The sequence below is a fragment of the Planococcus sp. TJ-307 genome (assembly GCF_058268435.1).
Window position 1 is genome coordinate 324,997 of record NZ_JBZDOJ010000004.1, and the last position, 14,120, is coordinate 339,116.

The 14,120-nt window shown below is 45.0% G+C and carries 14 protein-coding genes; 10 read left to right on the forward strand and 4 right to left on the reverse strand.

The window, feature by feature from the left end; genetic code table 11:
- Positions 1 to 200 precede the first annotated feature (200 nt).
- Positions 201 to 344 (reverse strand): hypothetical protein, encoded by a 144-nt coding sequence (locus AC4EHK_RS15525; protein WP_490979696.1) that lies wholly within the window; start codon positions 342 to 344, stop codon positions 201 to 203.
- A gap of 84 nt (positions 345 to 428) precedes the next feature.
- Here AC4EHK_RS15525 and AC4EHK_RS15530 point away from each other — a divergent pair, with 84 nt between their 5' ends.
- The 3 genes from AC4EHK_RS15530 (at position 429) to AC4EHK_RS15540 (ending at position 3,673) form a co-directional block, all read left to right on the forward strand.
- On the forward strand, positions 429 to 1,139 hold the full coding sequence (locus tag AC4EHK_RS15530) for a DsbA family oxidoreductase (RefSeq protein WP_490979697.1): 711 nt from the start codon (positions 429 to 431) through the stop codon (positions 1,137 to 1,139).
- Between the two features lie 108 nt (positions 1,140 to 1,247).
- The gene (locus AC4EHK_RS15535) at positions 1,248 to 1,886 is read left to right on the forward strand and encodes an FMN-dependent NADH-azoreductase (protein ID WP_490979698.1); all 639 of its coding nucleotides are present in this window, start codon (positions 1,248 to 1,250) and stop codon (positions 1,884 to 1,886) included.
- Between the two features lie 233 nt (positions 1,887 to 2,119).
- Positions 2,120 to 3,673 (forward strand): FAD-dependent oxidoreductase, encoded by a 1,554-nt coding sequence (locus AC4EHK_RS15540; protein WP_490979699.1) that lies wholly within the window; start codon positions 2,120 to 2,122, stop codon positions 3,671 to 3,673.
- Between the two features lie 309 nt (positions 3,674 to 3,982).
- On the opposite strand, the gene AC4EHK_RS15545 is transcribed toward AC4EHK_RS15540, so the two are convergent.
- A complete protein-coding gene (locus tag AC4EHK_RS15545) occupies positions 3,983 to 4,504 on the reverse strand; it encodes a YceI family protein (protein ID WP_490979700.1) in 522 nt (173 codons plus the stop codon).
- A 202-nt stretch (positions 4,505 to 4,706) separates the two neighbouring features.
- Here AC4EHK_RS15545 and murB point away from each other — a divergent pair, with 202 nt between their 5' ends.
- The 7 genes from murB (at position 4,707) to AC4EHK_RS15580 (ending at position 11,912) form a co-directional block, all read left to right on the forward strand.
- Positions 4,707 to 5,624, forward strand: coding sequence for a UDP-N-acetylmuramate dehydrogenase (murB, locus tag AC4EHK_RS15550; protein ID WP_490979701.1), 918 nt, complete (start codon positions 4,707 to 4,709; stop codon positions 5,622 to 5,624).
- Positions 5,625 to 5,757: 133 nt separating this feature from the next.
- A complete protein-coding gene (locus AC4EHK_RS15555) occupies positions 5,758 to 8,124 on the forward strand; it encodes a penicillin acylase family protein (RefSeq protein WP_490979702.1) in 2,367 nt (788 codons plus the stop codon).
- A 609-nt stretch (positions 8,125 to 8,733) separates the two neighbouring features.
- The gene (locus AC4EHK_RS15560; RefSeq protein ID WP_490979703.1) at positions 8,734 to 9,336 is read left to right on the forward strand and encodes a GNAT family N-acetyltransferase; all 603 of its coding nucleotides are present in this window, start codon (positions 8,734 to 8,736) and stop codon (positions 9,334 to 9,336) included.
- 20 nt (positions 9,337 to 9,356) lie between these two features.
- Positions 9,357 to 10,130, forward strand: a complete 774-nt coding sequence (locus AC4EHK_RS15565) for an SDR family NAD(P)-dependent oxidoreductase (RefSeq protein ID WP_490979704.1) — start codon at positions 9,357 to 9,359, stop codon at positions 10,128 to 10,130.
- Between the two features lie 97 nt (positions 10,131 to 10,227).
- On the forward strand, positions 10,228 to 10,995 hold the full coding sequence (locus tag AC4EHK_RS15570; RefSeq protein ID WP_490979705.1) for a WbqC family protein: 768 nt from the start codon (positions 10,228 to 10,230) through the stop codon (positions 10,993 to 10,995).
- A gap of 234 nt (positions 10,996 to 11,229) precedes the next feature.
- Positions 11,230 to 11,583, forward strand: a complete 354-nt coding sequence (locus AC4EHK_RS15575) for a fluoride efflux transporter FluC (protein WP_490979706.1) — start codon at positions 11,230 to 11,232, stop codon at positions 11,581 to 11,583.
- Positions 11,580 to 11,912, forward strand: coding sequence for a fluoride efflux transporter FluC (locus AC4EHK_RS15580; protein ID WP_490979707.1), 333 nt, complete (start codon positions 11,580 to 11,582; stop codon positions 11,910 to 11,912). The genes AC4EHK_RS15575 and AC4EHK_RS15580 overlap by 4 nt, the downstream gene beginning before the upstream one ends.
- Positions 11,913 to 12,044: 132 nt before the next feature.
- Here AC4EHK_RS15580 and AC4EHK_RS15585 read toward each other — a convergent pair whose 3' ends face one another.
- Positions 12,045 to 12,464 carry a universal stress protein gene (locus AC4EHK_RS15585; protein ID WP_490979708.1) on the reverse strand — a complete coding sequence of 140 codons (420 nt, stop codon included), beginning with the start codon at positions 12,462 to 12,464 and terminating at the stop codon, positions 12,045 to 12,047.
- 13 nt (positions 12,465 to 12,477) lie between these two features.
- Positions 12,478 to 13,944 carry a SulP family inorganic anion transporter gene (locus tag AC4EHK_RS15590; protein WP_490979709.1) on the reverse strand — a complete coding sequence of 489 codons (1,467 nt, stop codon included), beginning with the start codon at positions 13,942 to 13,944 and terminating at the stop codon, positions 12,478 to 12,480.
- Between the last annotated feature and the right edge of the window lie 176 nt (positions 13,945 to 14,120).

Sequence of the window (14,120 nt, forward strand, 5' to 3'; positions counted from 1 at the left end):
GACTCTAGCGCCCAGCTCTTTGGGTCATAAGCCAACCCAGCGGCATGGCAAAAACCGCCACTCTGCTGGTCTGTCTTATGCCCGGTAGAGCAAAACGGGCGCTTCCGCTTTTCTTGTTGTCCAGCTCCGGCGATCAGACCTTCGGGGTCATAAGTCACGCTGGTGTCTAGTTGCAAGTGCCTAGCTCTTCGGGTCATAAGTCAACCCAGCGGCGTGGCAAAGAACGCCACTCTGCTGGTCTGTCTTATGCCTGTCAGAGCTGAACAGGCACTTTCACTTTTCGTGCTGTGCGGCTGAAAAGATGCCGCTTCGCCACCGCGTCTTATGCCCGTCAGGTCTAACACGATCGCCTCCGCTTTTCTTTCTATAGGCAAAAAAATTGAGCGCTGTTGTTTTCGTTGCTATAGTTAATGGCGAGGTGGATAACTATGAAAATTGAAGTTTGGTCAGATTATGTATGCCCATTCTGCTATATAGGCAAGAGAACTTTGGAAAACGCGTTGGTTCAGTCAGGCTTCGAAAGCCAGGCAGAAGTTTCGTTCAAGGCTTATCAATTAAATCCGGACACACCCATTGATTCTGCTGTCCCAACTTATGAAAGTTTGGCAAAGAAATTTGGGAAAACGATTGAAGAAGCAAAAGAGATGACTGAAGGAGTGGCGCAGCATGCCCGTTCTGTTGGTTTGGAATATGATTTTGATAACATGAAGGAAGCCAATACATTGGCTGCTCACCGGTTAGTGAAGTGGGCTGAAACCAAAAATAAAGATGCAGAACTGACTGAACAGCTTATGCATCAATATTTTATTGAAGCAAAAAATGTCGGCAACCACAGGATCTTATTGAATATCGTGGAAGCAGTCGGACTATCAAGCAGCGAGGCGCAACAAGTGCTGGAATCGGATCAATTCATGGCGGAGGTTCAGCTTGATATTGCCGAAGCTGGCCAAATTGGCGTACAAGGCGTCCCGTTTTTTGTGGTAAACCGCAAGTATGCAATTTCGGGTGCGCAGCCGTTGGAAGCATTTGTTGAAGCGTTGGAACAAATTGCTGAAGAAGAAGGAATTCGTCCTAAGTTAAAGCCATTGGGTAAAAAGAAAACGAGTTATTGCACAGGCGATTCTTGCGATGGGGTATAACAGGGAGGCAGAGTAATTGACTTTTACTCTCTATTTTCTTAAGATGATAAAGTGCTTTTAATTTGAGATAAATAATTTTAATATAATTATAGAAGGAGTTTTAACTTAATGACAAATGTTTTAGTAGTAAAAGCAAACAACCGCCCTGCATCTGAAGGGGTTTCCAGTAAAATGTACGAAGTATTCATGGATTCTATCGGAATGGGCACTGAGCTGGACGTTCATACATTTGATGTGTTCAAAGAAGACATGCCGTATTTTGGCCAGGATTTCTTTGATGCTATGCAAAAATCAGCACAAGCTGAAGAAATGACGGATTTGGAACAGCGCATTCTAACGGCAGCCAATAAAGCAATGGATGCATTCATGGACGCTGATGTTGTCGTATTCGCATTCCCATTATGGAACAAAACAATTCCTGCGCCATTGCAGACATTCATCGATTACGTTTACCGCGCAGGCGTAACATTCAAGTATACAGCTGAAGGCCCGGTCGGTCTTGTACCTGAGAAAAAAGTCATCATCTTGAACGCACGCGGCGGAGTTTATTCATCACCTGAAATGGCTCCTGCTGAAATGAGCGTTAACTACATTCGCTTGATCATGGACTTCTTTGGCATCACTGACATCGAAGAAGTGATCATTGAGGGACATAATATGTACCCGGACCGTGCAGAAGAAATCGTTGCTGAAGGCATGAAACGCGTAGAGCAATCTGCAAATGCTTTAGTAAAAGTACACGCCTAAGTTTTTAAATAAAGGACTGCCCTCTAAGGGTGGTCCTTTTTTTCGTTTGGACAGTAGACTTGGAGTAGTGGACAGTAAATGAGCGGCAACGGACAGTATTTTTGAAAATTGGCCAGTATTTCGTCCGATCTGAACAGTCTATCCAAAAAATAGGAAACTTGATGGCTGCTAATTTGATTAGGATTCTTCATTAGGGGTAGACATTTATTAAAAGCTTTTTGAGGAGGAACGGTATGGTGCAGAGTGATAATGCAAGTCGAGTTCCAGAAGAACAGAAATCGTTTTGGAGAGAGTACAAAGATATTCCAAGCTATCCCGCATTGCAGGAAAATGAATCAACAGATATTGCCGTTGTTGGCGGGGGTATGGTTGGAATCATCAGCACCTACTTATTGGCAAAAGCCGGAAAGAAGGTAACTTTAATCGATGCCGGCAAATTAGTCGATGGGGTAACAGGCAATACAACAGCAAAAATTACTGCACAGCATGGCCTTTTTTATTATCCGCTCGTGAAACTTGTAGGCGAGGAAAAAGCGAAGCTGTATTACCAGGCAAACATGGATGGGTTGAAGTTTATTGAAGAAACTGCCAAAGAACTTGGCATCGATTGCGATTTTTCACACCACAACTCTTTCGTCTATGCCAATACAACTGCAGGAGCAAAGCTAGTACAGAAAGAAGCAGAGGCCTACCTGCAATTGGGCATTGACGGGGAACTGGCAAAAGACGAAGTAGAGTTGCCGTTTCATGTGGAAGATGCTATCGTCATGCGCAACCAGGCTCAGTTCCATCCCGTGAAGTTTTTGGCTGGATTGGTCAAAGAGATTGACCGGCTTGGCGGGAAAATCTACGAGCAGACCCGTGCTGTAAAGATTTTGAGCAAAAAAGATCCCGTTATTCAAACCGAAAACCTGTCACATTTGTCGTGCAATAAAGTGATTGTCGCCACGCATTATCCGTTTAACGATTTTGACGGCATGTACTTTTCACGCTTATCGGTCAATCGCTCATACGCCATTGCAGCTAAAGTGAGTGGCAACATTCCGAACGATATGTATATCAGTGGAGACATGCCATCCCGTTCCCTGCGCTATGCGCCAGGAGACGATGGGGAAAAGCTGCTGCTGATTGGCGGGGAAGGCCATGCAACAGGAAAAAGTTCAAGCGAAACGATGGAGCATTACCACAACTTGGAGAAGTTTGGCGAGGAACATTTCGGCATTCAGGAAATCCCATACCGCTGGTCATCTCAGGATATGACCACGCTCGACCAGATTCCTTATATTGGGACCATCACTGCCGGCTATGACAATATATTGGTCGCGACCGGCTTCCATAAATGGGGAATGTCCAACGGCGCACTAGCCGGTATGTTGCTAACCGATCAAATTTTGGAAAAGGAAAATCACTACGCACCTGTTTTCAGTCCAACCCGCCCTAAAATGAAAGCGGTGGATGTTGCGAGCTTTGCGAAAGACAATGCCTCGGTTGCTAAGGAACTGGTCAAAGGAAAGCTAAAAAGAGCCTCAAAAACCGTCGAAGACCTTGGCAAAGACGAGGGAGCGCTGGTTAAAGTCGGCAAGAAAAAAGCGGGCGGATACCGGGATGAATACGGCCAGGTCCATTTGGTGGATACAGCCTGTACGCATATGGGCTGCGAAGTTAATTGGAACGATGCCGAACGTTCATGGGATTGTCCATGCCACGGTTCCCGCTTCTCCTATACAGGCGATGTACTGAATGGTCCGGCAGTTAAACCATTGCCAAAAATTGAGCAGGAATACTGAAAAGCGAAAGCTGCCGTGTAGATTCGACAGGCATAAGACGCTCCGGCGAAGCGGCGTTTCTTCAGCCGCACAGCCGGAGTAGCTTATGACCCTAGAGTCTGGCAGGTGGAGCTGGACAAATAGAAAAGCGAAAGTTGCCTAACATCTGATGCTAACCGTTGCGACTTCCTGTCGCAACGGTTAGCTGACCTGCATCCTGCGGGCCTCCGACGGGCATAAGACGATAAATGAAGATATGGACACTAAAAACGTTCAATAAAAAAGCAGTGCGAGGAAAATTCCTCACACTGCTTTTTGAATGTCTCTTTATTATGCTGGGTTGCCTTCTAATTCTAATGTGATTTTGATGTCTTCGCCAACCATTACGCCGCCTGTTTCAAGCGCTTGGTTCCAAGTAAGGCCAAAATCTTTGCGGTTTACTTTGCCTTCTACGTTAAACGCGACTACTTCTACGCCCCAAGGGTTCGTGCCTTTGCCGCCGTATTCTACTTCAAAAGTAGCCGGACGTGTAACGCCTCTCATCGTAAGGTCGCCAGTCATTTCGTACTCGCCGCCTTTTTTAACGATGTCATTAGCTTTGAATGTGATGTATGGGAACTGCTCAACATCAAAAAAGTCAGCTGAACGCAAGTGGTTGTCGCGGTCAGTATTGTTTGTGTTGATGCTTGCTACGTCAATTTTAAAGTCAATCAATGCATTCTGAAGATCTTCTTCGTTTGCTTCTACATTCGCTTCATAAGATGCGAAAGAGCCTTTTACTTTTGAGATCATCATGTGTTTTACTGAAAAGCCGATTTCTGAGTGCGCCGTGTCTACTGTCCATTTTTTCATGTTAAATTCCTCCTAGAAATGTTGTTCTAAACTAAATATAACGGCAATAAATCTCAAAGTCAATAGTTTTTAATTAATAATTCTCGAATTCGAGATATTATTTTATTGGACTTTTGGCCTGAACCTGGCTATATTGCTTGTCAAATCAGGATGAAAATTGGATACTAGTAGAAGCCATAAGTTTAGAAGGGATTTGCTTTAGATGACGAAACAACAATGGTTGACGGATCTGCGAGGTTTTTTGGCAGATGATCACGTCAAGATGGATGAACCGCTACACCTTCATACATTAACTAAAATGGGTGGGCCTGCTGATATTTTTGTAACACCGACGACAGAAGATGAAACTGCTTTTACTGTGAAGTATGCATATACTAACAATATTCCATTACTGCTCCTTGGAAATGGATCAAACATGGTCGTCCGTGATGGAGGATTTCGTGGAATCGTTCTGACTTTAAAGAGTTTACAGGCAATCTCCATTGACGGTACGACAGTCTACGCGCAGGGCGGGGCAAACATTAAAAAAGTGTCAAAAGTTGCTGCAGCCAGACAGCTGACAGGATTTGAATTTGCTTGCGGAATACCAGGTTCTATTGGCGGCGCCATGGCGATGAATGCAGGTGCTTACGGCGGAGAAATAAAAGACGTCATTCAACAGGCAACTGTCCTTTCAAAAGAGGGCGAAAAGTTGATTTTGTCCAAAGAAGATTTGGAGCTTGGCTACCGGAAAAGCATCATTACGAAAAAAGGATTTTATGTCCTATCCGCTGAGTTTGAGCTGGAAGTCGGCAAGCAAACGGTCATTGATGCCAAAATGACAGAATTGACGTTTCAGCGGGAAACAAAACAACCGTTGGAATTTCCTTCTGCAGGCAGCGTTTTTAAACGTCCACCAGGCAATTTTGCCGGCAAGTTAATTCAAGACAGCGGCCTTCAGGGACGCGGTTTCGGTGGAGCAGAAGTCTCTACGAAGCATGCTGGTTTTATTGTTAACAAAAACAATGCATCTGCGAACGATTACATCCAAACGATTGAAATGGTGAAAGCGGCTGTACAAGAAAAATTCGGCATTGATTTAGAGTTGGAAGTGAAAATTGTCGGAGAAGATCAAGTTTGATTGAAAGATGTCCCATAGCGGGGCGTCTTTTTTTGTGGGGAAATAAACTGTTTTATACAGATTTATTCTTTTCAAAAAAGGGATTTATCCTTCGCCAGTCGAATAAAGCACCATAAGAAAAGGGGGCAAGATAATGGGAGAGAAAGTGAAAAACAAAAGATGGCTAAAATGGCTTCTTGGAGTTATTGGAATTCTGGCAGCAGTTGCAGTTGCAGCGCTTATTTTTGTAAACGTTTACATAGGGAAGTCGAAACCGCTTATTGAAGGAGAAGCGGCAGTTGCGGTACTCGACAGCGATGTGTCGGTTATCCGTGACGATATGGGTGTACCGCATATTCAAGCAGATACAGATGCTGATCTTTACCGGGCGCAAGGATATGTGCAAGCCCAGGACCGGATGTTTCAGATGGACCTGTCCCGCAGGCAGGCTAGCGGCAAATTAGCGGAAGTAATTGGAGCAGATGCGGTGGATACGGATAAGTTTTTTCGGACTTTCAGTTTGCGGGATGCTGCGGAAAAATCGTGGGATGGCTATGATGCAGAAGCCAAACAGGTTTTGGAATGGTATGCAGAAGGAGTCAATGCCTATATGGAAGAGGCCAAGAAAGATGGCAAACTAAGCTTTGAGTTTGCTTTGCTTGGCTACGAACCAACGGAATGGACGCCTGTCGACTCCCTGACAATCGGCAAGTTCATGGCCTACGATCTCGGAGGGCACTGGAATACGCTGGCCGTCCGCCACTGGGCGTTGAACGAATTCCCAGAAGACAAAGCTCGCGAGTTGTTTATCTCTTACCCGGAAATTGCACCGTCAATTTTGGCAGCAAACAAAGAGCAGCCTGTCCAAGTGGCTGGGGAATTCGATGCCTCGGTTATTCCACCTGAATTTAACGGCAGCAACAACTGGGTAGTATCCGGAGACAAAACGGCAAGCGGAAAACCATTGCTTGCGGACGATCCGCATCTTGGGCTCAGCACGCCGTCCATCTGGTACCAAATGCATTTGGAGTCACCGGAACAAAATGTCAGCGGCGTTATTTTTGCCGGAATCCCAGGCATCATCCTGGGCCATAACGAAGAGATCGCTTGGGGCGTCACCAATGTCGGACCGGATGTTCAGGATCTCTACATCGAAACGCCAAATCCTGATGATCCGACCCAATTCCAGTATGAAGGCGAGTGGGAACAGGCGGAAGTCAGAAATGAACCGATCAAAGTGAAAGGCGGGGAAACCGAAGAGTTCGAAGTGCTAGTAACAAGGCATGGACCTGTCGTTTCCAATGTCCTGTATGACGAAGAAGAGCCAGGGGCGGTCTTTTCGATGCAGTGGACTGCACTGGAGCCGACACTGGAACTGCAGGCCGTATTGAACTTTAACAAAGCATCCAATTGGGAAGAGTTTGAATTGGCACTGGAAGATTTCCAGGCGCCTGCTCAAAATTTTGTCTTTGCATCTACAGATGGCACAATTGCCTACAAAGCAAATGGGCGCATCCCAATACGGAAATCCGGCGACGGCCAATTGCCAGTTCCAGGAGATTCTGCCCAATACGGCTGGGATGGCTATGTGCCGTTTGATGAATTGCCGATGTCAGTCAATCCGGAAAGCGGGTTTATTGCCACAGCAAACAATGAAGTGATTGATGATTCCTACCCTCATCACATTACCGACTTTTGGGCGCAGCCATATCGCTACGAACGAATTGCCGAAGTGCTGGAAGCATCGGATGATCTGACGGCACAGGATATGATGGAACTTCAGATGGACCAACAGAATTTATATGCAGCTGAATTTTTAGAGGACATGATTTCCACCGTACGCAACGAGACGGATGAATACAATGAGCTGCTCACCGTGCTTGAAGAATGGGATCAAGTTGACAGTGAAGATCAGGCTGCGCCACTGATTTTCCACAAATGGATCAAACAGCTGCCGGAAACCTTATTGTCGGCTGAATTTCCAGAAGACGTTTTCGATATGTTGGCGGGCAAAAATCACATCACTGATGAAATGATGCGAAGTGCGTTTGCCGGCGAAGAAGGCGTTTGGGTAACGGAATACGGCGGCGCTGAAAAATGGCTTGTGGATTCACTGGCAGCGGCAGTTGAAGAAATAGAAGAAGAACAAGGAAATGATTCGGCAGATTGGGCGTGGGGTGAGCATCATCAATTAACGTTCCCGCATCCGCTTGCCGGTGCTTCACCTATATTTGCAGAGTTTCTTAACCCGGATCGGGTGCCAATTGGCGGATCCAATGTTACGGTGCAGGCTGCTGCATCGACACCGGAAGGCGATGTTGATCATGGGGCCTCCTGGCGTTTTGTAGCGGATCTTGCCGACTTATCGAGTGCTTATCATATCGTGGGGCCTGGCTTAAGCGGACACATGAAGTCGGATTACTTTCATAACCAAGTGGACGATTGGGCAGAGGGCAGATTTCACGAAACTGAAATTATGGATGATATTGAAGGGGCAACATTACTATTAAAAGCTCAGTAAGTTGGAGTTGAAAGTGTTTGGTATGGTTCATTTTGATGTTGGATGTACCCCCATCGGTCTCCGTAGCAATGCAGAATTAAAACGGAGCTCGAGTTTGAGGAGTGCGAATTTTATATAAAAGTAGTATGAATGGATTACTGGTCCCTCAAGGGAATTATTGTTCGAAGTCTAAATAAAAGAGTTGGTGCTTTGAGGTGCTCAGCTCAAATTAAAAATCAATCAAACCGAAGGTCAATTAAAGCTCTTGATGGATGATCTGTCTTATTCCATCGGGGGCTATTTGTTGATTTTGCTCTGCACGAGTAGAGTGCAGAGCGTCCACATCTATAAAGCCGATAACTTATATATTGCTCTAAAAATATTTTCTAAATTATCAGTAATATTGATTCAAAAGTATGATAGAATGAAAAAAAGATGGGATATTTAAGCAGAAAGAAGTGAGTTAATAGGTGGTGAATGAGTAAAATAGTCTGATTAAGCTGTAAAAGTAGAGAAATGCTTCAGGAAACAAAAAATTGAAGGCGAACGTAATATGCTTGGCTTATAGTCGCCAGAGCTTGTGGAAGATATCAGGCGATTCACCAATACTTGCAGAAAGAAGGGGCAAAGATGAACATTACAGGAAAAAAAGTTACGCTGCGTGCTTTAGAGAGAGAAGACATGGAGGAGTTAAAGAATTTTCATAACGATCCTGAAATAGCCAATCTCATTGGAGGCTGGTCTATTCCAATTTCTTCCGAGCAACAGAACAGATGGTTTGATCGGTTGACATACGACGATCGAAATTTGCGGCTTGCAATTGACACAAAAGAAGATGGCTTTATCGGCATTTCCAATATTACCAATATCGATTTGAAAAATCGCTCTGCCCATCACGGCATTTTAATTGGGAAAAAGAATATGCGTGGGCATGGCTACGGGCGCGATACGGTTATGACTACAATGAAATATGCTTTTGAAGAACTGCAGTTGCATCGTCTTGACGGTGATATTGTCGAGCATAATATTCCTTCTTATAATTTATTCGTTAAAAAATGCGGCTGGGTAGAGGAAGGGCGAATCCGTGATCACGCCTACCGGAACAACAGATATTATGACCGGCTTATAGTAGGAATTTTAAAAAGCGAATATGAAGAGCTCTGTGAAATAAACGGGTATTGGAAAAACGAAAAAACTATAGATTCTGCAGCTGGAGAATTTATTGGTAGATGACGCTGAAGGAGGGGAAAAAAGTGGCTGATAGACTAAAAGATCGGGTAGCCGTGATTACAGGCGCAGCAGGATCCCTCGGAAAAGCTGCAGCTGAAATTTTTTTAGAGGAAGGGGCCAAAGTGGCGCTCGTTGATTACGATGAGCAGTCGTTGTCAACTCTTGTAGAACAGCTCAGCTTTCGAGGAGAAGTGATGGGCATCGTGGCAGATGTAACTTCGGAACCGGCTGTTTCGAGTTACGTAGAAGAAGTGATTGGAAAATGGGGAAGAATAGATATCTTTTTAAACAATGCAGGGGTGCTAGGAAAAGTGGCTGCCTTAGTGGATCAGACAGTAGAAGACTTTGAAATGATTATGAATATCAATGTGAAGGGAGTCTTTCTGGGATTGAAACATGTGCTGCCAGTCATGGTTGAGCAGCAGAGCGGCAGCATCATTAATACTTCTTCAGTATCAGGTCTCATGGGCAGCAGCAGGAATTCACTTTACTCGGCCACTAAACATGCAGTTGTTGGTCTGACAAAAACGGCAGCCCTGGAAGCTTCAAGTAACTCAGTCCGTGTCAATTCTATCCATCCGGCCCCATTGGATTCAGACATGATGCGGAAAAACGAAGAAAGCATCAATCCCGATGACCCTTCAGAAGTTCGAAGCAGAATATCTTCCCGTATCCCGTTAGGAAGATATGGAACCATGAACGAAGTTGCAAAGTTGATCTTGTTTCTGGCAAGCGAGGATTCCCAATTTATCACTGGCAGCCAATATAGAATAGACGGAGGGATGGGTGCCCGTTGAAATAGGTAAACAGAGCACCTATGATAAAGTGATTTCTAGAAGTGAAGACCCTGTTTAAAAAGGAATGGATGAAAGTATCAGGAAAGGAGTTAATGACATGGCGTATGGGATTAAAGAGGATGCGGATCATTTAAAGCAAAGAAATTTTTCTGGGTATATGAAACTTGTATTGATGCAACCTTATTTTTTCCCTTATATCGGGTATTTTACTCTAATAAAATATGCAGATGTATTTGTTGTTTTTGACACAGCACAATACATTAGAAGAGGGTGGATAAACAGAAATCGGATATTGGGTCCATGCGGGGAACCTGTTTACATAAATGTTTCCACGATAAAATCACCTCAAAATACGATGATCAAATCAATTAAATTGAGTGAATCTGCTGAATGGAAACAAACAATTTTGAAAAACTTGGAAGTTTACAAAAAAATAGCGCCTTACTATGACGAAGTCTTGAACCTTTTGAGCAATTGTTTGGATTATACAACAGACAGTTTAGCAGAATTTAACACTAACGCCCTTATACAAGTGTGTGAATTTTTAGGGATTGATCATAATATAAAATGGCTTTCTGATTTAAATATTGAGTTTAAAGAGATCCAAAAGCCTGATGATTGGGGATTGCAGCTTTCGGAATTTTATGGGGCAAATATGTACATAAATGCTCCAGGAGGGCAAGGGATATATAGTAAAGAAAAGTATTCCCAACATGGGATAGAATTGGCTTTCTACACTTCGCAATTGCTGCCATATGACCAAAAACAGGGATCTTTCCATAAAGGCCTGTCGATCCTCGATGTATTGATGTTCAATAGCAAGAATGATGTCAATAAGATGATTGATGCTTATGAGGTTTTATAAACTGAGTTAGTTGAATAACAGAAGAAACCGGGTCAGCTGCTTTAGAAAAGCAGTTTTCCGGCTTAATTGCTCTATGTATGCTTAAAACTGATCCGTATGAAATTAAAACAAGAGGAACTCTGCTGATTAAATTTCTCCAAGTACTCGCCGCCGAAAAAGTCCTTGAAGTGACAAATAAACATTGTTTTTTTCAATAAGTTATACTGAAGAAAAACAGATGCGGGGCGTTTGGAAATGAAGAGGATACTGGCGGTAGGGCTGGGCGGGACGATTGGCGCGTTGTTGCGTGCAAGTATATACATGGCGGTTGCAGGAGGGCTTGGGCTTTGGATCGTCAATCTAGTGGGCAGTTTTTTGATAGGATTAGCGGCAGTTCGCTTGGCACACCAGTCAGCAGAGGTTCGGTTATTGGTGTCAACCGGTCTAGTAGGATCATTTACGACTTTTTCCGCGTTTTCTGCTGACTGGTTTCACTACCTTGAGTCATCCCTTTGGTTCGGACTGATGTTTGCTGGGAGCATGACAGTGGCCTGCATTGCCTCTGCGGCTGCAGGACTGTGGATTGGCCGAAGAGGGGTGTCGCTATGATCGGGATTGCCATTGGTGGGTTTTTAGGAGCCGTCACACGCTATCTGTTCTACTTGCTGGTTGAACGCAGGTCGTGGCAGCCAAAAGCCGCCACTTGGCTGGTCAACAGCATCGGTTCATTGGTGCTTGGCGCGTTTGTTGGCAGCGGCAGCTTGTCGGCTTTCTGGATCACAGGCTTTCTTGGAGCCTTTACCACATTTTCAACAATGGCTTTAGATGCTGTCAAAGATTTTGAAGATGGCAAATGGCTGCAGGGCAGCAGATATATCATTGCCACTTTAGCGAGCGGCCTTTTATTATTCAGCCTTGGCTACGTCTTGATGCAATAAATTCGGACTCTTCCTGCGATCCCAGCAGGAGGAGTTTTTTCGTGAACGACCACAAATCCGGATAAGCGACCGAAAATTAAAAACATACAAAAACTCAGCCGCTTTTCGCAAGTTCACGAAAAGCGGCTGAGTTTATTTGACGATAATGACAGGAGCTTGAACGCGTTTGGCCACTTTATGGCTGACGCTGCCGAGCACCATTTCCTGAAGCGCGTTCAATCCGCGGCTGCCGATCAATACGACATCATAGCCGGTTTCATTGGCGTGCTTCACAATGGTTGGACCCGGAACGCCATGCAGTGTTTTGGTTTCAAAATCAACCCCTGAAGAACGAAAGATTTCTTCGAGCGGCACTAAATGCTTGCGGCGTTCCAAGTGGACTTGGTCGCTGCTTTGGCCATGAAGAATTTCAGTTCGTGCTTTTTCGTAATCGATGACGTACAGCAAGGTAACGAAAGCTTGTGGATTGGCTTTAGCCATTCGGACGGCTTCGTGAGCGGCTCTTTTTGAATGGTCGGAGCCATCCGCTGCTACTAAAATTTTCTCATACATTGGAGCAACCCCCTTAATGTGTGCTCTTGCCTGCCTGCCCGTAAGTCGCTAATTTATCTACGAGTTTTTGGCTGGACGCATTCAAACCAACAATTTCGACAGTTTGTCCCTGCGCTTGCAGTTTATTCATGACTCGGTCGATTGCCCCGACGCCTGAGTCGTCCCAGACAGTGGCATCTGAAAAATCCAGGATGATTTCTTCGGAAGCATCTACTTTATCAAATGCAGAAACAAAGTCCTGGGAAGAAGCGAAAAACAATTGTCCGTGTATGGTATATCTATTCGACGCATTGCTTTCCAATCCTTCTTTGCGGATGTCCACTTTGGAAATTTTGGCGGCAAACAGCAAAGCACTTAAAATAACGCCGGCAAATACGCCTTTGGACAAATCATGGGTGTAAACGACCACCACAACTGTCAGCAGCATTACAACAGCATCTGCTTTCGGGGCAGTCGCTAAATACTTGAACGAGCCCCAGTCAAAAGTGCCGATACAGACCATAACCATAATGCCAGCCAAGACCGGCATCGGAATTTGGACTACCCAGTTGCCGAGGACGATGATCAGGAACATCAGGAAAGCGCCGGCAGTAAAGGTAGATAGACGGCCGCGGCCGCCGGACTGGACATTGATGCCAGACTGGCCGATCATGGCACAGCCTGCCATTCCGCCAAAAAATCCGGTGATGACATTGGCAATACCCTGTCCGCGTGCTTCCTGGTTTTTGTCCGAATCGGTTTCTGTTGCATCATCTATAATGGAGGCAGTTAATAGGGACTCCAGCAAGCCGATGATAGACAAGGCCAGTGCGGTTGGAAAAATGATTTGCAAGGTTTCAAAGTTGAATGGCACATTTGGAATAAAGAAGCTTGGCAAAGTTTGTGAAATAGTGCCAAGACTGCCGACATTCTGCATGTCGATGCCACCGTACATAACAATTCCTGTGAGAAAGAGGATCGCGATCAAAGGTGCCGGGATCGCTGTGAAAAAACGCGGCAGGATGTAGACAATCGCCAGCGTGATGCCAACAAAAACGTAAGTGAGCGTGTTGATCCCAAAAATGAACGGCACTTGCGCCATGAAAATCAAGATAGCGAGTGAATTTACAAAGCCGATCATGACGGCACGCGGAATGAATTTCATAAAGCGGGCAACTCTCAGTACGCCGAAAATCAATTGCAGCACACCCGTCAGGATGGTTGCTGCCAGTAAATAGTCGAGTCCATGGTCGCGAACCAGTAAGACCATCGCCAGTGCCATGGCACCGGTCGCCGCTGAAATCATGGCCGGTCTTCCGCCAACAAACGAAATGATGACGGCGATGGAAAACGAAGCATACAAGCCTACCATCGGGTCGACACCTGCGATGATGGAAAACGCGATGGCTTCCGGAATCAGTGCGAGTGCAACAACAATTCCAGCCAAAATGTCTCCGCGGATATTGCCGAACCATTGTTCTTTATAAGATAAGGTATTCAAAAACGTCCACTTCCTTCTATATTAAATATGCCGATTTTTTTCTCTCTGGTGCGTCATGAACCGGTTGTTGTTTCCTAGTCGACGCAAGCTTTCTATGCAATAACTTTAAAACTGTATCACCTTTTTTTAGGTAAGTAAATATGATTCATTCAAATATCCATTTGACCGTAAGGTGG

Excerpts from the sequence above, each read along its gene's own strand:
- AC4EHK_RS15530 (WP_490979697.1), top strand. The coding sequence starts at position 429 with ATGAAAATTGAAGTTTGGTCAGATTATGTATGCCCATTCTGCTATATA.
- AC4EHK_RS15535 (WP_490979698.1), top strand. The coding sequence starts at position 1,248 with ATGACAAATGTTTTAGTAGTAAAAGCAAACAACCGCCCTGCATCTGAA.
- AC4EHK_RS15540 (WP_490979699.1), top strand. The coding sequence starts at position 2,120 with ATGGTGCAGAGTGATAATGCAAGTCGAGTTCCAGAAGAACAGAAATCG.
- AC4EHK_RS15545 (WP_490979700.1), bottom strand. The coding sequence starts at position 4,504 with ATGAAAAAATGGACAGTAGACACGGCGCACTCAGAAATCGGCTTTTCA.
- murB (WP_490979701.1), top strand. The coding sequence starts at position 4,707 with ATGACGAAACAACAATGGTTGACGGATCTGCGAGGTTTTTTGGCAGAT.
- AC4EHK_RS15555 (WP_490979702.1), top strand. The coding sequence starts at position 5,758 with ATGGGAGAGAAAGTGAAAAACAAAAGATGGCTAAAATGGCTTCTTGGA.
- AC4EHK_RS15560 (WP_490979703.1), top strand. The coding sequence starts at position 8,734 with ATGAACATTACAGGAAAAAAAGTTACGCTGCGTGCTTTAGAGAGAGAA.
- AC4EHK_RS15570 (WP_490979705.1), top strand. The coding sequence starts at position 10,228 with ATGGCGTATGGGATTAAAGAGGATGCGGATCATTTAAAGCAAAGAAAT.
- AC4EHK_RS15575 (WP_490979706.1), top strand. The coding sequence starts at position 11,230 with ATGAAGAGGATACTGGCGGTAGGGCTGGGCGGGACGATTGGCGCGTTG.
- AC4EHK_RS15580 (WP_490979707.1), top strand. The coding sequence starts at position 11,580 with ATGATCGGGATTGCCATTGGTGGGTTTTTAGGAGCCGTCACACGCTAT.
- AC4EHK_RS15585 (WP_490979708.1), bottom strand. The coding sequence starts at position 12,464 with ATGTATGAGAAAATTTTAGTAGCAGCGGATGGCTCCGACCATTCAAAA.